The organism is Streptomyces sp. SD31, assembly GCF_052068475.1.
In the GTDB taxonomy this organism is placed as follows: Bacteria; Actinomycetota; Actinomycetes; order Streptomycetales; family Streptomycetaceae; genus Streptomyces.
In genome coordinates, this window is record NZ_JBQHCX010000018.1 from 125,339 (window position 1) to 144,151 (window position 18,813).

The 18,813-nt window shown below is 70.1% G+C and carries 13 protein-coding genes, 1 pseudogene and 1 riboswitch; of the genes and pseudogenes, 6 read left to right on the forward strand and 8 right to left on the reverse strand.

All coding sequences use genetic code 11. The annotated features are described in order from the left end of the window. Window positions 1-12: 12 nt before the first annotated feature. The 4 genes from nuoL (at window position 13) to recQ (ending at window position 7,468) form a co-directional block, all read left to right on the forward strand. Window positions 13-1,977, forward strand: a complete 1,965-nt coding sequence (gene nuoL, locus ACTMVF_RS33170) for an NADH-quinone oxidoreductase subunit L (RefSeq protein WP_441274782.1) — start codon at window positions 13-15, stop codon at window positions 1,975-1,977. 5 nt (window positions 1,978-1,982) lie between these two features. Continuing rightward, entirely contained in the window at window positions 1,983-3,554 is a 1,572-nt protein-coding gene (locus tag ACTMVF_RS33175; RefSeq protein ID WP_441274783.1) for an NADH-quinone oxidoreductase subunit M, read from the forward strand. Continuing rightward, a complete protein-coding gene (gene nuoN / locus ACTMVF_RS33180) occupies window positions 3,551-5,200 on the forward strand; it encodes an NADH-quinone oxidoreductase subunit NuoN (protein ID WP_441274784.1) in 1,650 nt (549 codons plus the stop codon). Before ACTMVF_RS33175 ends, nuoN begins: the two co-directional genes overlap by 4 nt. A gap of 222 nt (window positions 5,201-5,422) precedes the next feature. Continuing rightward, the gene (gene recQ / locus ACTMVF_RS33185; protein WP_441274872.1) at window positions 5,423-7,468 is read left to right on the forward strand and encodes a DNA helicase RecQ; all 2,046 of its coding nucleotides are present in this window, start codon (window positions 5,423-5,425) and stop codon (window positions 7,466-7,468) included. Between the two features lie 105 nt (window positions 7,469-7,573). Here the strand turns inward: recQ and ACTMVF_RS33190 are convergent, their stop codons facing one another. The 4 genes from ACTMVF_RS33190 to fahA all read right to left on the reverse strand — a co-directional run bounded on the left by ACTMVF_RS33190 (window position 7,574) and on the right by fahA (window position 11,237). After that, window positions 7,574-8,512: a M56 family metallopeptidase gene (locus ACTMVF_RS33190; protein ID WP_441274785.1), complete on the reverse strand. Its 939-nt coding sequence runs from the start codon at window positions 8,510-8,512 to the stop codon at window positions 7,574-7,576. A 205-nt stretch (window positions 8,513-8,717) separates the two neighbouring features. Further along, window positions 8,718-9,095 carry a GntR family transcriptional regulator gene (locus ACTMVF_RS33195; RefSeq protein WP_441274786.1) on the reverse strand — a complete coding sequence of 126 codons (378 nt, stop codon included), beginning with the start codon at window positions 9,093-9,095 and terminating at the stop codon, window positions 8,718-8,720. Beyond that, the gene (locus ACTMVF_RS33200) at window positions 9,092-9,889 is read right to left on the reverse strand and encodes a hypothetical protein (RefSeq protein ID WP_441274787.1); all 798 of its coding nucleotides are present in this window, start codon (window positions 9,887-9,889) and stop codon (window positions 9,092-9,094) included. The genes ACTMVF_RS33195 and ACTMVF_RS33200 overlap by 4 nt, the downstream gene beginning before the upstream one ends. Before the next feature lie 124 nt (window positions 9,890-10,013). Then, on the reverse strand, window positions 10,014-11,237 hold the full coding sequence (gene fahA / locus ACTMVF_RS33205) for a fumarylacetoacetase (RefSeq protein WP_441274788.1): 1,224 nt from the start codon (window positions 11,235-11,237) through the stop codon (window positions 10,014-10,016). 345 nt (window positions 11,238-11,582) lie between these two features. On the opposite strand from fahA, the gene ACTMVF_RS33210 reads away from it, so the two are divergent. Then, window positions 11,583-12,413: an HAD family hydrolase gene (locus tag ACTMVF_RS33210; protein ID WP_441274789.1), complete on the forward strand. Its 831-nt coding sequence runs from the start codon at window positions 11,583-11,585 to the stop codon at window positions 12,411-12,413. A gap of 19 nt (window positions 12,414-12,432) precedes the next feature. Here ACTMVF_RS33210 and ACTMVF_RS33215 read toward each other — a convergent pair whose 3' ends face one another. From ACTMVF_RS33215 to ACTMVF_RS33230, 4 genes and pseudogenes are all read right to left on the reverse strand, one after another. After that, window positions 12,433-13,203 carry a LysM peptidoglycan-binding domain-containing protein gene (locus tag ACTMVF_RS33215; protein ID WP_441274790.1) on the reverse strand — a complete coding sequence of 257 codons (771 nt, stop codon included), beginning with the start codon at window positions 13,201-13,203 and terminating at the stop codon, window positions 12,433-12,435. 5 nt (window positions 13,204-13,208) lie between these two features. After that, window positions 13,209-13,384: riboswitch (cyclic di-AMP (ydaO/yuaA leader) on the reverse strand. Window positions 13,385-13,799: 415 nt separating this feature from the next. Further along, window positions 13,800-14,831 carry a CocE/NonD family hydrolase C-terminal non-catalytic domain-containing protein gene (locus ACTMVF_RS33220; RefSeq protein WP_441274791.1) on the reverse strand — a complete coding sequence of 344 codons (1,032 nt, stop codon included), beginning with the start codon at window positions 14,829-14,831 and terminating at the stop codon, window positions 13,800-13,802. Next, on the reverse strand, window positions 14,815-15,708 hold the full coding sequence (locus ACTMVF_RS33225; RefSeq protein WP_441274792.1) for a CocE/NonD family hydrolase: 894 nt from the start codon (window positions 15,706-15,708) through the stop codon (window positions 14,815-14,817). The genes ACTMVF_RS33220 and ACTMVF_RS33225 overlap by 17 nt, the downstream gene beginning before the upstream one ends. Before the next feature lie 136 nt (window positions 15,709-15,844). Further along, window positions 15,845-17,370: pseudogene (locus ACTMVF_RS33230) on the reverse strand (peptide MFS transporter). Between the two features lie 207 nt (window positions 17,371-17,577). Here ACTMVF_RS33230 and ACTMVF_RS33235 point away from each other — a divergent pair. After that, window positions 17,578-18,588, forward strand: coding sequence for a polyprenyl synthetase family protein (locus tag ACTMVF_RS33235; RefSeq protein ID WP_441274793.1), 1,011 nt, complete (start codon window positions 17,578-17,580; stop codon window positions 18,586-18,588). The last annotated feature ends 225 nt before the right edge of the window (window positions 18,589-18,813 follow it).

Genomic DNA, 18,813 nt, shown 5'->3' on the forward strand with positions numbered 1-18,813 from the left:
GTCGGAAGAATCGTGGAGAACCTGATTGCGCTGCTGGTCGCGGCGCCATTGCTCGGAGCGGCCGTACTGCTGTGCGGCGGCCGGCGTCTCGACGCCGTCGGCCAGTGGATCGGCACGCTCCTGTCGTTCGTCTCCTTCGTCTTCGGCGTGATCCTCTTCGCCGACCTGCTGGGCAAGGACGCCGAACACCGCACCCTCACCCAGCACCTCTTCAGCTGGGTCCCGGTCGAGGGCTTCCAGGCGGACATCGCCTTCCGCCTCGACCAGTTGTCGATGACGTTCGTGCTGCTGATCACCGGCGTCGGCTCGCTGATCCACCTGTACTCGGTCGGGTACATGGAGCACGATGAGCGGCGCCGCCGCTTCTTCGGCTATCTGAACCTGTTCCTCGCGGCGATGCTGCTGCTCGTCCTCGCCGACAACTACCTTCTGCTCTACGTCGGTTGGGAGGGTGTCGGTCTCGCGTCCTACCTGCTGATCGGGTTCTGGCAGCACAAGCCGAGCGCCGCCACGGCCGCGAAGAAGGCCTTCCTGGTCAACCGCGTCGGCGACATGGGCCTGTCGATCGCGATCATGCTGATGTTCCTCTGGTTCGGCACCTTCGCCTTCGGGCCGGTGCTCGGCAGCCACGAGGAGGTCGGGCTGGTCGGTGACGCGACCGAGGGCCAGCTCACCGCCATCGGCCTGATGCTGCTGCTCGCGGCCTGCGGCAAGTCCGCCCAGGTGCCGCTGCAGTCCTGGCTCGGGGACGCGATGGAGGGCCCGACCCCGGTCTCGGCCCTTATCCACGCCGCGACGATGGTGACGGCGGGCGTCTACCTGATCGTCCGCTCCGGCGCCATCTTCAACGCCGCGCCGGACGCGCAGCTGGTGGTCACCATCGTCGGTGCCGTCACGCTCCTGTTCGGTGCGATCGTCGGTTGCGCGAAGGACGACATCAAGAAGGCGCTGGCCGGCTCGACGATGTCGCAGATCGGCTACATGATCCTCGCCGCGGGCCTCGGCCCCATCGGCTACGTCTTCGCGATCATGCACCTGGTGACGCACGGCTTCTTCAAGGCCGGGCTGTTCCTCGGCGCCGGCTCGGTCATGCACGGCATGAACGACGAGGTCGACATGCGCAAGTACGGCGGCCTGCGCAAGTACATGCCGGTCACCTTCGTCACCTTCGGCCTCGGCTACCTCGCCATCATCGGCTTCCCGGGTCTGTCCGGCTTCTTCTCCAAGGACAAGATCATCGAGGCGGCTTTCGCCAAGGGCGGCACCGAGGGCTGGATCCTGGGCAGTTGCGCGCTCCTCGGCGCGGCCATCACGGCGTACTACATGACGCGCGTGATGCTGATGACGTTCTTCGGCGAGGAGCGCTGGCGCCACGCCCCGACCCCGTCCCCGGCCGAGCCCGGCGTGGAACCCGCCACCGAGACGCGCGGCGAGCACGCGGAGCCGCACCCGCACGAGTCACCCAAGGTCATGACGATCCCGATGATCGTGCTGGCCGTCGGGTCCGTGGCCGGCGGCGCGTTCTTCAGCATCGGCGACCGCTTCATGCACTGGCTGGAGCCCATCACCGGACACGCCCACGGCCACCCGCCGATCGGCGCGGCAGCGGTCACCGGCGCGACCGTGGCATGCATGGTCATCGGTGTCGCCCTCGCCTACGCCCAGTACGGCCGCCGCCCGGTCCCGGCCGTCGCCCCGCGCGGGTCGCTGCTCACCCGGGCCGCCCGGCGCGACCTGCTCCAGGACGACTTCAACCACGTCGTCCTCGTGCGCGGCGGCGAGCACCTCACGCGCTCCCTGGTGTACGTCGACCACACCCTGGTCGACGGCGTCGTCAACGGTACGGCGGCCTCGATGGGCGGCCTCTCCGGACGGATGCGCAGGCTGCAGAACGGCTTCGCGCGGTCGTATGCGGTCTCGATGTTCGGCGGTGCGGCGATCCTCATCGCCGCGACCCTGCTGATGAGGGCGGTCTGATACCGATGTCCTTTCCTCTGCTGACAGCGACGGCGGTGCTCCCGGCGATCGGGGCGATCGCCACGGCCGCCGTACCGGCCGCCCAGCGCACCGCCGCCAAGTGGCTGGCGCTGCTCTTCTCGCTCGCCACGCTCGCCCTCGCGATCACCGTCCTGGTCCGCTTCGACCCGGGCGGCGACCGCTACCAGCTCACCGAATCCCACGCCTGGATCGCGGACTTCGGGGTCCGTTACGAACTCGGCGTGGACGGCATCGCGGTCGCGCTGATCGCGCTGACGGCGCTGCTGATCCCGTTCATCATCCTCGCGGGCTGGCACGACGCCGACCCGCTGGAGACCGGCAGCAGCCGATGGCGGCCGACTCAGGGCTTCTTCGCCCTGATCCTGGCCGTCGAGGCGATGGTGATCCTCTCCTTCGAGGCCACCGACGTCTTCCTCTTCTACATCTTCTTCGAAGCCATGCTCATCCCGATGTACTTCCTCATCGGCGGCTTCGGGGACCGTGCCCACGAGCACGGCGAGAAGGTGGCGGCGACGCAACGCTCGTACGCGGCCGTGAAGTTCCTGCTCTACAACCTGGTCGGCGGTCTGATCATGCTGGCCGCGGTGATCGGCCTCTATGTGGTCGCCGGGAACTTCAGCCTCCAGGAGATCGCCGAGGCCCGCGCCAACGGCACGCTCGACATGGCGACGAACACCGAACGCTGGCTGTTCCTCGGCTTCTTCTTCGCCTTCGCGGTGAAGGCGCCGCTGTGGCCGCTGCACACCTGGCTGCCCAACGCGATGCAGGAGGCCACCACACCGGTCGCCGTCCTCATCACCGCGGTCGTCGACAAGGTCGGCACCTTCGCGATGCTCCGCTTCTGCCTCCAGCTGTTCCCGGAGGCCAGCAAGTGGGCGACGCCCGCGATCCTCGTACTGGCGCTGATCAGCATCATCTACGGGGCGCTGCTCGCGGTCGGCCAGCGCGACATGAAGCGCCTGATCGCCTACGCGTCGATCTCGCACTTCGGCTTCATCATCATGGGCATCTTCGCGATGACCAGCCAGGGCCAGTCCGGCGCGACGCTCTACATGGTCAACCACGGCATCTCCACAGCCGCGTTGATGCTGGTGGCCGGCTTCCTGATCTCGCGGCGCGGCTCACGGCTCATCGCCGACTACGGCGGGGTGCAGAAGGTCGCGCCGGTGCTCGCCGGTACCTTCCTGATCGGCGGCCTGGCGACCCTGTCGCTGCCGGGACTGGCGCCCTTCGTGAGTGAATTCCTGGTCCTGGTCGGCACGTTCACCCGCTACCCGGTGATCGGTATCATCGCCACCTTCGGCATCGTGCTCGCCGCCCTCTACACCCTCGTCCTCTACCAGAGGACCATGACCGGCCCGGTGAAGGCGGAGGTCTCCGCGATGCCCGACCTCAGGGTGCGCGAGCTCGTGGTCGTCGCTCCGCTGGTCGTACTGCTGATCTTCCTGGGCGTCTACCCGAAGCCCCTCACGGACATCGTCAACCCGGCGGTCAAGCAGACCATGTCCGACGTACAGAAGAAGGACCCCCAGCCCGAGGTGGAGGCGGCCAAGTGAGCGCATCAGTCGTCCACAGCCTGTGGACAACCGCGGCCGACCCGATCTCGAAGATCGACGCGCCGAAGATCGAGTACGGACAACTGTCACCCACCCTGATTGTCGTCGGCGCGGCGATCATCGGGGTGCTGATCGAGGCGGTCGTCCCGCGCAAGGCGCGTTACTACACGCAGGTGTTCATCTGCGTCGTGGCGCTCGTCGCGGCCTTCGCCGCGGTCGTGGCGCTGGCGGCCGGCGGGTACGCCACGACCAAGGCGGGCATCGCCGCGATGGGCGCGATCGCCGTCGACGGACCGGCCCTCTTCCTGCAGGGCACGATTCTGCTGGCGGGCCTGGTCGGCCTGTTCACGTTCGCCGAACGGCGGCTCGACCCGGCGGCGCACGGCAACCGGGTCGACTCCTTCGCCGCGCAGGCCGCGTCCGTGCCGGGCAGCGACAGCGAGAAGGCCGCCGTGAAGGCCGGGTTCACCACCACCGAGGTGTTCCCGCTGCTGATGTTCGCCGTCGCCGGCATGCTGATCTTCCCGGCGGCCAACGACCTGCTGACACTCTTCATCGCCCTGGAAGTCTTCTCGCTCCCGCTGTACCTGATGTGCGCGCTGGCGCGCCGCAAGCGGCTCATGTCGCAGGAGGCCGCGGTCAAGTACTTCCTGCTGGGTGCCTTCGCGTCCGCGTTCACACTGTTCGGCATCGCGCTGCTGTACGGCTACTCGGGCTCCGTCTCGTACGCGGCGATCGCGCAGGTCGTCGACGGTACGGTCCCGGACGTCACCCCGGCGCTCGCGGACACGATGGGCAACGACGCGCTGCTGCTCGTCGGCGCCGCGATGATCGTCATGGGCCTGCTGTTCAAGGTGGGCGCGGTGCCGTTCCACATGTGGACGCCGGATGTGTACCAGGGTGCGCCGACGCCGGTGACCGGGTTCATGGCGGCGGCGACGAAGGTGGCGGCGTTCGGTGCGCTGCTGCGTCTGCTGTACGTCGTCCTGCCCGGCCTGCGCTGGGACTGGCGGCCGGTCATGTGGGGCGTGGCGATCATCACCATGCTGGGCGGCGCGATCGTCGCGATCACGCAGACCGACATCAAGCGACTGCTGGCGTACTCGTCGATCGCGCACGCGGGCTTCATCCTCGCGGGTGTCATCGCGACCACGCCGTCCGGGGTGTCGTCCGTCCTCTTCTACCTGGGCGCGTACTCGTTCGTGACGATCGGCGCGTTCGCGGTGGTGACGCTGGTGCGCGACGCCGGCGGTGAGGCGACGCACCTGTCCAAGTGGGCCGGTCTGGGGCGTCGTTCGCCGCTGGTGGCGGCCGTGTTCGCGGTGTTCCTGCTGGCCTTCGCGGGCATTCCGCTGACGTCCGGCTTCGCCGGGAAGTTCGCCGTGTTCAAGGCGGCGGCGGAGGGCGGGGCCGGCCCGCTGGTCGTGGTGGGTGTGATCTCGTCCGCGATCGCCGCGTTCTTCTACATCCGTGTCATCGTGCTCATGTTCTTCAGCGAGCCGAAGCCGGAGGGGCCGACGGTCGCGGTGCCGTCGCCGCTGACGATGACGGCGATCGGGGTCGGTGTGGCGGTCACGCTGGTGCTCGGTGTGGCACCGCAGTACTTCCTGGATCTGGCGAGTACGGCGGGGGTGTTCGTGCGCTGACGCGGCGCTCGCTCGTACGGCCTGTCTGTACGGCAGCGGCCCGGCTCCCTTGGGGGATGCCGGGCCGCTGTGATGTGGAGGGGCCTGCCGCTCGCCGGTCACTCAAGGCTGTCAGCCGATCACGAACAGGTGAGGCTGAGCCTGTGGATAACTCCGGTGCTGTCGGTGGCGACCCCTATCGTGGATGCAGTGGTCGAGGGACGACGTGCGGGGGACATGGCGATGGGTGCGACGGGCGGGATCAGCGAGATGCCAAGGGTGACCGAGGCGGCAGGGGCTGCCGCGAGCGAGGCGCTGGCCGCGCTGCACCGGGTTTTCGGGTACGACGCATTCCGGGGCGAGCAGGAAGCGGTCATCGAGCATGTCGTGGCGGGCGGCGACGCCGTCGTGCTCATGCCGACCGGCGGCGGAAAGTCGCTCTGCTATCAGATCCCCTCCCTGGTCAGACCCGGTACGGGAGTGGTCGTCTCCCCGCTCATCGCGTTGATGCAGGACCAGGTGGACGCGCTGCGGGCGCTCGGCGTGCGGGCCGGGTTCATGAACTCCACGCAGGACTTCGACGAGCGGCGGGTGGTGGAGGCGGAGTTCCTGGCGGGCGAGCTGGACCTGCTCTACCTCGCACCGGAGCGGCTGCGGCTCGACTCGACGCTGGACCTGCTCTCCCGCGGCAAGATCGCGGTGTTCGCGATCGACGAGGCGCACTGCGTGTCCCAGTGGGGCCACGACTTCCGCCCCGACTACCTGGCCCTCTCCCTGCTCGGTGAGCGCTGGCCGGACGTGCCGCGGATCGCTCTCACGGCGACGGCCACGCATGCGACGCACCAGGAGATCACCCAGCGGCTGAACATGCCGACGGCCCGGCACTTCGTGGCGAGCTTCGACCGGCCCAACATCCAGTACCGGATCGTGCCGAAGGCGGACCCCAAGAAGCAGCTGCTGGGCTTCCTGCGCGAGGAGCACGCGGGCGACGCGGGCATCGTGTACTGCCTGTCGCGCAAGTCGGTGGAGGCGACGGCCGAGTTCCTCAGCCGCAACGGCATCGAGGCGGTTCCGTACCACGCAGGCCTGGACGCGGGCACGCGCGCGGCGCACCAGTCCCGGTTCCTGCGGGAGGAGGGCCTGGTCGTGGTGGCGACCATCGCCTTCGGAATGGGCATCGACAAGCCGGACGTGCGGTTCGTCGCCCACCTCGACCTGCCCAAGTCGGTCGAGGGCTACTACCAGGAGACGGGCCGCGCCGGCCGGGACGGGCTCCCCTCCACGGCCTGGATGGCCTATGGCCTCAACGACGTCATACAGCAGCGCAAGCTGATCCAGTCGGGCGAGGGCGACGAGGCGTTCCGGCGCCGGGCCGCCTCGCACCTGGACGCGATGCTGGCATTGTGCGAGACGGCTCAGTGCCGACGTGGTCAGTTGCTCGCCTACTTCGGCCAGGACCCGGATCCGGTGGGCTGCGGCAACTGCGACACCTGCCTGACACCGCCGGAGACGTGGGACGGCACCGTCGCGGCGCAGAAGGTGCTGTCGACGGTGGTGCGGCTGCAGCGGGAGCGGGGGCAGAAGTTCGGGGCGCTGCAGATCGTCGACATCCTGCTGGGGCGGCGCACCGGCAAGGTCATCCAGTTCGATCACGATCAGCTGTCCGTGTTCGGCATCGGCGAGGAGCTGGGCGAGGGCGAATGGCGGGGTGTCATCCGGCAGTTGCTGGCCCAGGGGCTGCTCGCGGTCGAGGGGGAGTACGGGACGCTCGTGCTGACGGAGGCCAGTGGGTCGGTGCTGCGGCGGGAGCGGGAGGTGCCGCTGCGGAAGGAGCCGAAGAAGCCGGTGACCTCGCGGTCGGCGTCGGGGTCGGGTTCCGCGGGCTCCGGGCGTGGCGAGCGCAAGGCGAAGGCCGCGGTGGCCGAGCTGCCGGAGGAGCTGGTGCCGGCCTTCGAGGCGCTGCGGGCGTGGCGTGCCGAGCAGGCTCGGGAGCAGGGTGTTCCGGCGTATGTGATCTTCCATGACGCGACGTTGCGGGAGATCGTGACCGTGTGGCCCGCGTCCGTGCGGGAGCTTGGCGGCGTCAGCGGCGTGGGGGAGAAGAAGCTGGCGACCTATGGGGAGGGGGTGCTCGAGGTGCTGGGCTCGATGCGGGGGGAGCCTGATGCGGGGGCGTCGGCCGAGGCGGATCCAGGGGCTCCGGGGGCAGACCACGGGGCAGGCCACGGGGCGGGCCTCGGGGCGGATGACTGGCCTGAGATGGATGCGGAGCCGGAGGACTGGGCCTAGCGGCCGGCAGCGGCACGGCGCTTGGCGTGGGCGTGGGCGCGGGGCGGGCGCGGCGCTGAGGCTGGGCGAGGGGTGTCGCGCAGGGACGCCAGGCCGGCACGACGGTCAGGCCAGCGCCGTCAGCCCTGGAGCGAAGGTGATCAGCAGCGGCAGCAGCGGCACCAGCGCCGCCAGCGTCGTCGTGAGGGCCCGGTGGCGGCGGCCCAGACGTGGCGGGGGCTGGAGGAGGCGGTTGACGCGTTCGCCCAGGAGACGGTGGGTGGACGCGCAGGAGAGGACGCCCCGGTGCTGGTTGAGTTCGATCAGGGCCAGCGCCGTCGTCAGGTGACCGCAGCGACGGGACGCCGTGTCGTCGGCGGCCAGTTCGACCAGGCGGTGGGTCTGGTCGCAGAAGTGGGCGAACAACGGGATTCGGGGGAATCCGGTGGCAAGCGCGGTGGAGAGGTGCAGCAGCCAGTCGTGGCGGGCCTGGGCGTGGCCACGCTCATGGGTGAGGACGGCGTCGAGCTGGTGGTCGGTCAGGCGGCGCAGGGCGCCCGTGGTGACGATGAGCTGGGGCGGGCTGCCAGGCATCCACCAGGCGTCGGGATACTCGTCCTCCAGCACCAGGAGCGGGCCGCGCGCCGAGCCGAGGCCGGCGGGCAGGTCGGGGGCGCGTTCGCGCAGGTGGGCCCTGGCCTGGCCGCGTCGCCGGCGCGCCTCGACGAGCTCGCGGGCCAGCATCGCGGTCGTCCAGGCGGCCCCGCAGGCCAGCAGCACGCTGAGGGTGGCCGCCCAGGCGGGCGCGGCCGAGAGGTCGTACGCCTCGGTCACCGACGGCGGCGCCGGAGCGAAGAGCTGGGCGCGTACCGCGCCGAAGAATGCGGCGGTTCCCAGGGCCAGGGCCGTCAGGCAGCACAGCAGGACGGTGGCGACCAGGCACTGCCACACCCAGAGCGCGACCACGGGTTCCTGTTCGGGCCAGGTGGCCCGGGTCAGCGCTCGGGGGACGGGTACGGCGGCCGTCAGGGCGACGATGCTCAACAGGAGCAGGCAGACGGTCATGCCAAGGGCTCCGGATCCTGGTCAGGGAAGGTGCGGGGGCGGCTGTACGGGGCGGTGGGCGAGGAACACACCCTCCGCCGCCAGTCAGTATGACGGCGACGGCCGCCGGAGTCAGGGGGTAGGAGCCGCCGAACTCGCCTGCGGGCACCGTGCGGACGCCGACATGGACGCCATCCGGCAGCCCGGCATCGCCGTGCGCCACGGCCTACGCGCGCAGCGCCTCCCGGACCGCCGTCATCACCTCCGTGTCGTCCGCCCCCAGCGCACGCGCCTGATCTGCGAACTGCCGCGCAAGGGCAGCCAGTTCGGCGCGATCCGGACGGTGGACGCCCGCGGGGAGGGGGGCGACGCGGGTGCCCGCGCCTCGCCGGGTGCGGATCAGGGACGCTGTCTCCAGTTCGCGGTACGCCCGTGCCACGGTGCCCGTGGCGAGCCCCAGGTCGGCTGCCAACTGCCGCACCGTCGGCAGACGTTCGCCCTCCGAAAGGCGGCCGGTGGAGATCAGGGCGGCGAGCTGGGCGCGGATCTGTTCGTACGGCGGGACCGGGCTGGTCGTGTCGACGCGCAGGCCTGCCCCGCTCATCGGCGGCCGGTTCCGCCGGCGCCGGCCCGACGGCCCCGCCATGCCGTCGCCCGCGGCGAGATGATCGTGAACAGGCACCACGGCGCCATGAGCAGGGCCAGCAGGCCCAGCGGCCACAGCACCACGTTCGCGGCGGTCCCCACGGCACCGTCGCAGGTCGTGCTCATCAGCGCGCCCGATGCCGTCGACGCCGCGCCCAGCAGGGACGACGAGACCACCAGGCCCCAGGCGGCGACGATCGCCAACGTCCGGTCGCGACGGGACTGTTCGTCGCCGGGGCGGGTCGCGATGCGCCGCAGGGACCAGCCGCAGGCGGCCGTGGACAGAGCGAGGGAGGCCAGGATGGGAAGGCCGTAGTAGAGGCCGGGCCACGGTGAGTGCGACTCGGTCACGCCCCGGCACGTCACCGTGAGCGCGCGTCCCGCACGGCCCAGGTCGTCCGACGACGCCACCGCGGCCGCGGCCGTCAGCAGGACGACCAGTGCGGCCGCGAGGCCGAGCAGCAGGGGAGTCATCCGGGGCGGTACGTAGTCGCGGACCCGGCGTGGAGTGAGGACCGCCGTGCGTACGGCACCCCGGCGCGGCGCGGTCAGTGCGTCGCCCAGCAGCACCCCCGCCACCGCGCACAGACCGAAGGCGAGGATGGCGTAGAGGGAGCCCTCCCCGTTGTCCAGGGGCAACAGCCAGCGGGAGGCCAGCACTCCGACGGCCAGGCCCGTCCAGCGGGCGTAGCGGTCGACGGGTGCGCGGGACGCGGGCGCCGACGCGGAAGGGCGCGAACCGAGTTCGAGCATGACAGACACAGACCCCCGTGGAGACGACATGAACGCAGACATGCACGCAGAACATGTACGCAGACTTGTACTCACCGCTTGTATCAAGCGGTGAGTACAAGATGCGCCCTCCTGGCGCTTTGTGTCAACTGCTTGCTACAACTCGCCCGGTGACCTCCCCCAGCCCCACCCGGGCACCGCCCGGCCCCGGCGCCCAGGCGGACAGTGTCACCACGTCGCCGTCCTCCAGGAACGTCCGCTTGCCGTCCGGGAGTTCGAGGGCGTCGCGCCCGTTCCACGTCAGCTCCAGCAGTGACCCGCGCTCGCGTTCCGTCGGGCCGCTCACCGTGCCCGAGCCGTACAGGTCGCCGGTGCGCAGCGAGGCGCCGTTCACCGTCATGTGGGCGAGTTGCTGGGCGGCCGTCCAGTACATGGTGGAGAACGGGGGCTCGGAGACCACGTGGCCGTTGATCGAAACGGAGATCCGCAGGTCGTAGCCGCCGGGTTCCGTCTCGGAGCCCGAGTCGTCCAGGTACGGCAGCAGCGGGTGCGTCCGCTCCGGCGGCGCCACACGTGCCTCATCGAGCGCGTCCAGCGGGGTGATCCACGCCGACACCGAGGTGGCGAAGGACTTGCCGAGGAACGGACCGAGGGGGACGTACTCCCAGGCCTGGAGGTCGCGTGCCGACCAGTCGTTCAACAGGCAGAGGCCGAAGACGTGTTCCCGGAAGTCGCCCAGCGCCACCGGCTTGCCCATCTGCGACGGCACGCCGACCACGAAGCCGACCTCGGCCTCGATGTCCAGGCGGACCGACGGGCCGAAGACCGGGGCCGGGTCGGCGGCGGCCTTGCGCTGGCCGGACGGTCGTACGACATCCGTGCCGGAGACGACGACCGTGCCCGAGCGGCCGTGGTAACCGATCGGCAGGTGCTTCCAGTTGGGGGTCAGGGAGTCCGCCGCGTCGGGGCGGAAGATCTGGCCGACGTTCCGGGCGTGGTTCTCGGAGGCGTAGAAGTCGACGTAGTCCGCGACCTCGAAGGGGAGGTGCAGGGTCACTGAGGACAGCGGGTGGAGGAGGTCCGCGATGGCCTCCTGGTGCGCCGGGACCGTCACCCACGCCGTCAGCGCGCGCCGTACGTCCGACCAGGTGGTGTGGCCCGCGGCGAGCAGCGGGTTCAGCGAGTCCTGCGCGAGCAGCGGGGCGTACGGCGAGCCGAGCGCGTACGCCGCCTTGCCCGCGTCGAGGACGTGGTCGCCGAGCCGGACGCCGACCCGGTGTGCGGAGTCCGAGCCGGGGAGGGAGAAGACGCCGTACGGAAGGTTGTGCGTGCCGAAGGGGTCGCCCTCGGGGAGATCGAAGGGGGGCATGGGGTGCTGCCTCACTCTCATACGCTCCGTATGCCATTGCCATGTGGTCGGGCACACGTTACGGGTGAGTCGCCTGTCTTGGGCAGTGCGGAGCCCGCGTCGCCGAAGTCGACGAATCTCCTGGTCGGGGCAGTCGGCCGACGTGTGTCCAACCGCACGGACATCACCGTCAAGGAGCTTGCGAGCACCACGTGGGGGTGAAATCGCAAAAGGGGGAGGGCAGTTGCGGCGTGGAAGGGAAAGCGGAAACAGCAGCGGAACCGGAACTGATGTCAACGCATGTGAACACAGCAGCCGTCCGGTTCGCATCGAGTCGATGGGGCGTCCTGTCCGTATTCTCTGATCATGGCCCCACCCATCGCATATTCACTCATTGCCACTGACCTGGACGGGACGCTGCTGCGCGGCGACGACACGCTCTCGGACCGGTCCCTCGACGCGCTCGCGCTGGTGGCGGCGGCCGGTGCCCAGCACCTCGTCGTGACGGGGCGGCCGGCGCCCAGAGTGCGGCCGCTCCTCGATGTCCTGGGCAGCACGGGGCTCGCGGTGTGCGGACAGGGCGCGCAGTTGTACGACGCCGGCGCGGACCGTCTGCTCTGGTCCATCACCCTGGACCGGGAGTTGGCGGAGACCGCGCTCGGCAAGATCGAGGCCGAGGTCGGGGAGGTATACGCGGCCGTCGACCAGGACGGCGTCGACGGGCTCACGCTCATCGAACCCGGGTACCTGATGCCCCACCCCACCCTGCCCGCCGTACGCGTCCGGCACCGCGACGACCTGTGGTGCGAGCCGATCAGCAAGGTGCTGCTACGGCATCCCACCCTGTCCGACGACGAGTTGGCGGCGACGGCGCGCGCGGTGGTCGGTTCTCTCGCCACGGTCACCATGTCGGGGCCCGGCACCGTCGAACTCCAGCCATGCGGCGTCACCAAGGCGACCGGTCTGGCGCTCGCCGCCGAGCATCTCGGTCTCGGCGCGCACCAGACCATCGCCTTCGGTGACATGCCCAACGACATCCCGATGTTCGACTGGGCCGCCCGCGGCGTCGCGATGGCCAACGCGCACCCCGAACTCAAGGCGGTCGCCGACGAGATCACCCTCTCGAACGAGGACGACGGCATTGCCGTCGTCCTCGAGAGGCTGTTCACGGGGATCTTGACCGATATCGCCCAGTGAGGGTCTTCAGCGAGAGCTCTTAGTAAGGGCCGTTCACGTTGTCGATCGAGCCGTACCGCGCGGCCGCGTAGTTGCACGCGGCCGTGATGTTCGCGACCGGATCGAAGGGGTCGTAGACCGTCCCCGGGACGTGGTAGGCCGCGAAGGTGGGGTCGATGACCTGCAGGAGGCCCTTGGACGGCGTGCCCGCCGCCGCGTTGGAGTCCCAGTTGTTGATGGCGGCCGGGTTGCCCGACGACTCGCGCATCACGTTGCGGTAAATGCCGTCGTACGACCCGGGGATTCCGTTTTGCGCCATGATGTCCAGCGCGTTGCGGATCCAGCCGTCGAGGTTGTCCGGGTACGACTTCACGGAGGCCGTGGTGGCGTGGGCGACGGCGGACTTCTTGGCCGGTGCGGACGTCTTCTCGGCCTTCTTGCTCGCCGTGGCGGCCTTCGTCGCCCGGACCTTCAGGTCGACGCCCGGGTGGATCAGCCGGGGGTTGTCGCCGATGGACTTGCGGTTGTCCTTGTAGAGCTGCCGCCAGCCACCCTGCGCGTCGTACCGGTCCGCGATGCCGTAGAGCGTGTCGCCCTTCTTCGTGGTGTACGTGACGGACTTGGCCTTCGCTGCGGATGGCGCGGACTGTGGTGCCGACTGCGCGACGGCGGGGGCCTGGGCCGGCTGTGCGGCGCTCGCGGTGGTCGCGCTCAGGAGCGGGAGCGCGAGGGCTGCGGTACCGGTTCCGGCTGCGACGACGTGGCGGGTGAGCGGGTTGGTTCTGGGGCGGCGGTGCTTGCCTCGGGCCATGGCGCTGTTCCTCTCCGACGCCTGCGAGGTGAGCTGTCGGGTTCGGGCGGGAGATGCCCGGCCGCGCCGCCGTGCGGTAGCGCGAACTTCACCCCGAGCCGGTTCGGTGCGCCATCAAGGCGTCCGGTCCGGCGACTTACCTGGGTCCCCCGCTCCTGCCGTGCGTGAGTGAGTGCGTGGGTGGGTGGCTCGGGCGGCGGCAGGATTCGGCGTCCGCCCGACTGAGCGGGAACGTATGCGAGAGCACACGCCCGGAACAAGTGCCATGGTCACCTGTCATGCCGGTTGACCATGGTCTGATGCGTATGGGGTGCTTGATCCTTTGCGGTTGCCAAGCCTCAACTTGCGCTTGACGCAAGGAAGGAAGGGGGTGGGTCCGGTGGGGCGTGCGACTGGGTGCGAGTGACCCAATTCACTGGCGTCCACAAGAGCGGCAAATCGGGCAATGGCTCCAACTCGTCGTCAACCGGCCGTCCGTTGGGTCTGTTTCTCCCATGTCCGGTGGAATAGCACCTCTTCGTCCTTCGCGCAGATGGCCTCGTTGAAGGTGATGAAATGCCCCTTTTCGCAGCTGATCTGCGAGCACGTCCGCACTGTCACGTTCCATGCCGTCTTCGGGCGGTGCAACCGGATCGACCAGTCCGAGCGGGTACGGGCCGACAACCCGAGCGAGTACGGGCCGACAAGAGGTACGACTCGTCGATGGTGTACGTCTCCAGCGCGTCCTCGGTGAACTCCAGGCCGTCGGGGTACACGCGCGTGCCGCCGTACCGGGGGTCGACCTCCAGGCGCCACTCGCCCTTGGCGACGTCCCGCACGACGAGCCGCTCGGGGCGCGGTTCGTCCAGCGTGATGGGGGAGTTCACGCCGAGCGGCTCCGCCTGCTCCGGTTCCTCGAAGGTGATCACCGTGTCGTCCGCTGATTCGTCCAACGCGCGCAGGCGTACCGGAAGTTCCAGGGAGCTGCCTGCCGGTTCCAGCGTGAAGCCCGCCGCCGAGTCCGGCTGGAGCCAGACCCACGGCCAGTACGCGGAGGAGACGGCGAGGCGGATGCGGTGACCGGGCGGGAAGGCGTGGCCGATGCCGTGCAGCTCGAAGGTGACGGCCTCGGTGGCACCCCGCTCCCACGGCACCGTACGGTCCCGGCCGTGGCGCGCCGACAGGTTCAGCACGCCACGCGTGACCAGGGTCGAGGCGCCGTCGGGTGCCACGTCGCAGAGCCGGGCGACGACCTGCCCGCTCGGCACCTCCGAGGTCAGCCGCAATCGCACCTTCGGTCGTCCCAACACCCATCCCAACACCCAGGTCACCTCACCCACTTCGAAGTCGAAGCAAGCCGATCGCGCGTCCTCCTCCCGCTGGTCGGGCGGCAGGTCGGCGTCATTGCAGAAGGGGAAGAAGCGGCCGGCGTCGATACCGGTGTGCATGGGGGAGCGCGCGTGGACGGGCGCGCCCTGGCAGGCGTACGTCACGCCCCGCACGTGGGGAGAGGGCCAGGCCGGCTCGCCCACCCAGCGGCCCGGCAGCGTGGGGTACACCGTGGCCGGGCGGTGGGAGTCGCTGACGTAGACGCGCGGCAGGGGGTCGGACAGACGCCGGTGTCCTCGCCCTTCAGCCAGTGGTCCCACCGGCGCAGCGTCTCCTGGAGGAAGCCGATCGCCGGGCCCGGCGGCAGGCCCCGGTCCGGGACTGGTGCGACCAAGGGCCGATCAGGCCGCGGACGCGGTCGGCGGGCAGGTGCTCGACGAGGCGCAGGACCGTGTCGCGGTACGGGTCGTGCCGGCCGCCCACCGCGAGTACGGCGGCGTCGATCGCGCCGTAGTCCTCGCAGACGCTGCCGTGGCGCCAGTAGTCGTCGCGGGTCTGATGGCCGAGCCAGGTGTGCAGGAACGGTTCGACGGATTCCAGCCGCCCCAGCCACATGTCCCGCCAGGCGTCGCCGACATACAGCGGGTCCGGTGGGCGGGCGACGAAGGCGAGCATGGTCGACGCCCAGGCGTGCATGTCGACGGCGAGGACGGAACCTCCGAGGTAGTGCGCGTCGTTGTCATAGCGATCGTCCGTCGAGCGGACCGTGACGATCGCCTTGAGCGGCTCGGGCGCGAGGGCCGCGATCTGGAGGGAGTTGAAGCCGTCCCGGGAGATGCCGAACGTGCCGACCCTGCCGTTGCACCAGGGTTGGGCCGCCAGCCAGTTGACCACCTCGACCCCGTCGGCTAGCTCCGTCGCCGAGTACTCGTCCCTCCGCATGCCCTCGCTGTTGCCGTGCCCCGGATGTCCACGCGCACGGAGGCGTAGCCGTGGCCGGCGTACCGGGGGTGGCGTTGGTGGTCGCGGCGTGCGGTCCCAGTAGGTCAGGCGGTACGGCAGGTATTCGAGGAGCGCCGGTACGGGCTCGTCCGTCAGTGGGCGCCACACGCGCGCGTACAGCAGAGTCCCGTCCTGGAGCGGGATCCAGATGTCCTCGTGATTCGTCTCGTGGGGGAAGGACGTACGGATGTGCATGAGCGGGATCCCCGTCTGGTCGGTGCGCCCGGTGCGCCCGGTGCGACGTGTCCGGTCGGTGCATGGGGTGCGTCGTGTCCGGTCGGCGCTCGGGATGCGTTGTGTCGGGCCAGTGCACGGTGTGCGTGGTGTCCGGTCAGTGCACTGGGCGCATCGTGCGGCGCAGCCAGGGTGCCGCGGCCGTCATGGCCAGTCCGGCGGCCACCGCGATCGCGCCGTTGAGGCCGAGGTAGGCGGGCTGGGAGACGTCGTCGTAGAGCTTGACCGCTTGGGCCTGGATGCCGTTGGCGAGGGCCAGGGACAGGAACCAGAGGGACATGGTCTGACCGGCGAAGGCGGCCGGGGCGAGCTTGCTCGTGGCCGACATGCCGGAGGTCTCCAGGAGGATGTCGCCGAGGTCGAGCAGCAGGTACGAACCCACGATCCACCAGACGGAGACGAGGTGGTCGTCGGAGGAGTGGTCAGGCGGCCCCGAGGCCGGCAGCGCCGTCAGGAGGAAGGACAGGCCGCCGAGTACGACCCCTATCGCGATCTTGTTGGAGGCGTGCGGCTGTCCGTGCCCCATCCGGACCCCCAGCGCGGCGACGACTGGCGCGAGGGTGACCTCGAAGGCGCCGAGGGCGGAGGCGTACCAGCCGGCGGGGAAGTCGAAGCCGAGGATCGATGTCTCGGCGTCCGTCGAGGACGGCAGCGTCATCGTCGAGTACGCCTGGAAGGGGATGAGGTCGAAGACCGCCGAGGCGGGGGAGAGGACGCTGTACGGGCGGAGACGACCGCGTTCCTCGGGGGTCACGCGCGGGCCGGCGAACATCACCGCGAAGTAGACGGCCGGGGCGATCACGGAGACGAGGGTCAGCAGGTCTACGAAGCGGTCCATGGTGAGTCGGCCGGCGGCGGCGAGGAGGACGGCGACCGCGGCGGTGGCGACGAGGCCCGTGGCGATCAGGCGGAGCGCCCGGCGCATGGCCTGCGGGGACAGCGCGAACTCGGCGGTGTGCTTGCGTCCGGCCAGGTGGCGACGGCCGACGACGTACTGCACCAGGCCGAACGTCATGCCGATCGCGGCCGCCCAGAAACCCCGGTGCCAGCCCCTGTGGTCGCCGAGCCAGCCGGTGATCAGCGGGCCCGCGAAGGCGCCGATGTTGATCGCCATGTAGGAGAAGGCGAACCCGGCGTCCCGGCGGTCGTCGTCGGTGCGGTACTGCTTGCCGGCCATGGTGGCGACGTTGGGCTTGAACAGGCCCGTGCCCGCGCTGATCAGGCCGAGGCCGACCCAGGTCATGTCGGCGGTCGGCACCGCCATGGCGTAGTGGCCGCAGGTGATGAGGATGCCGCCCCACAGCACCGCGCGGTACGAGCCGAGGACGCGGTCGGCGAGCCGGCCGCCGGCGACGGTGACCAGATGGACGAGGGTGCCGTAGGCGGCGGAGACGGAGGCCGCGGAGACGGAGGCGGCGGTTCCGGCCGACATGCCCAGCCCGCGGTGGGCGACCGTGTCCGCGAAGTACAGCACGAGGATGGCCTGCATGCCGAGGAACGAGAAGCGCTCCCAGACCTCCAGGCCGGAGAGCGTGAGCAGGCCTCTGGGCCGGCCGAAGACGGCGTGGTCGGAGCGGGTCGGGGGCCGCTCTCGGGCTCGATATCGACTTCGGTTCGGGACACGGACCGGTACTTCCCTATAAGTCGATGGATATCCGGCCTTATCACGTGATCAAAAACATACCGGTCGTGATCCAATACCGCCCATGGTGGACGGGTGGGCGGCATCAGTGATCGAAACGTGACCGGATACGCTGACTTGAGTGATGGCAGCGACCTATCGACAAACCGTGTGACCGCCAGAAGACACCAGCAGACAGGAGACCCCTCGTGACCGTCGTCGGGCCGTTCGGGCTGAGCGTGCGGGACCAGGCTCTGGAAGCCGATGTCCAGGCCGGATTGGCGGCTGTCGAGGAGGGATTGCTCGAAGCCACCAAGAGTGAGGTCCCCTTCATCACGGAGGCCGCCCAGCACCTGGTGCGGGCGGGTGGAAAGCGGTTCCGGCCGCTGCTCGTGATGCTCACTGCCCAGTTCGGGGACCGGTATGCGCCGGGGGTCGTGCCGTCGGCGGTGGTGGTGGAGCTGACCCATCTGGCGACGCTGTACCACGACGACGTGATGGACGAGGCGGCGGTACGGCGGGGTGTCGACAGCGCGAACACCCGCTGGGGGAACTCGGTCGCCGTGCTGACCGGGGACTTCCTGTTCGCGCGCGCCTCGCACATCCTGGCCGACCTCGGGCCCGAGGCGGTGCGGGTGCAGGCCGAGGCGTTCGAGCGGCTGGTCACCGGGCAGATCCTGGAGACCGCGGGGCCGCAGGACGGGCGGGATCCGGTGGAGCACTACCTCGATGTGCTGAGTGGGAAGACCGGGTCGCTGGTGGCGGTGTCGTGCCGGTTCGGGGCGATGATGTCCGGCGCCGATGAGACCGTGGTCGATGTGCTGACCCAGTACGGGGAGCGGCTGGGGGTTGCCTTCCAGCTGGCGGATGACGTGCTGGACATCGCCAGTGACTCCCATGAGTCCGGGAAGACGCCGGGGACGGACCTCCGGGAGGGGATTCCCACGCTGCCGGTGCTGCGGTTGCGGGAGCGGGCCGAGCGGTTGGGGCTCGCGGACGACATCGCGTTGTGCGAGTTGCTGGACTCCGATCTGAGCGACGACGCGCGGCTTGCGGAGGCGTTGGCTCAGCTTCGGGTGCATCCGGCGTTGGAGCAGGCTCGGCGGGACACGGTGCGGTATGCGGAGGATGCGCGGGCTGCGTTGGCGCCGTTGCCGGACATTGATGCCAAGGCTGCGTTGATGGAGTTGTGCGACGCGGTGGTGCATCGGGCCGGGTAGGTTTTCGCCCCCGCCGCCCTTACCCGTCCCCTCCTGAAGGGGCTCCGCCCCTTCGACCCCGCCAGGGGGCTGGCGCCCCCTGGGCCCCCGCTTCGGCTCTGCGGGCCTTGTCCTGAAACTCCCCCAGAGGGGCCCCAGACGGGCTGGAATGCCTGGGCCGGCGTCGGAAAGTCCTGTGAAGGCAGCTCGCAGTCGTCACCGCTGTGGGGGCACAGCCTCACCGGC

Coding starts and splice junctions, on each gene's coding strand:
- ACTMVF_RS33175 (WP_441274783.1), top strand. CDS start 1,983: ATGTCCTTTCCTCTGCTGACAGCGACGGCGGTGCTCCCGGCGATCGGG.
- recQ (WP_441274872.1), top strand. CDS start 5,423: ATGGGTGCGACGGGCGGGATCAGCGAGATGCCAAGGGTGACCGAGGCG.
- ACTMVF_RS33190 (WP_441274785.1), bottom strand. CDS start 8,512: ATGACCGTCTGCCTGCTCCTGTTGAGCATCGTCGCCCTGACGGCCGCC.
- ACTMVF_RS33195 (WP_441274786.1), bottom strand. CDS start 9,095: ATGAGCGGGGCAGGCCTGCGCGTCGACACGACCAGCCCGGTCCCGCCG.
- ACTMVF_RS33200 (WP_441274787.1), bottom strand. CDS start 9,889: ATGCTCGAACTCGGTTCGCGCCCTTCCGCGTCGGCGCCCGCGTCCCGC.
- fahA (WP_441274788.1), bottom strand. CDS start 11,237: ATGCCCCCCTTCGATCTCCCCGAGGGCGACCCCTTCGGCACGCACAAC.
- ACTMVF_RS33210 (WP_441274789.1), top strand. CDS start 11,583: ATGGCCCCACCCATCGCATATTCACTCATTGCCACTGACCTGGACGGG.
- ACTMVF_RS33215 (WP_441274790.1), bottom strand. CDS start 13,203: ATGGCCCGAGGCAAGCACCGCCGCCCCAGAACCAACCCGCTCACCCGC.
- ACTMVF_RS33225 (WP_441274792.1), bottom strand. CDS start 15,708: ATGCACATCCGTACGTCCTTCCCCCACGAGACGAATCACGAGGACATC.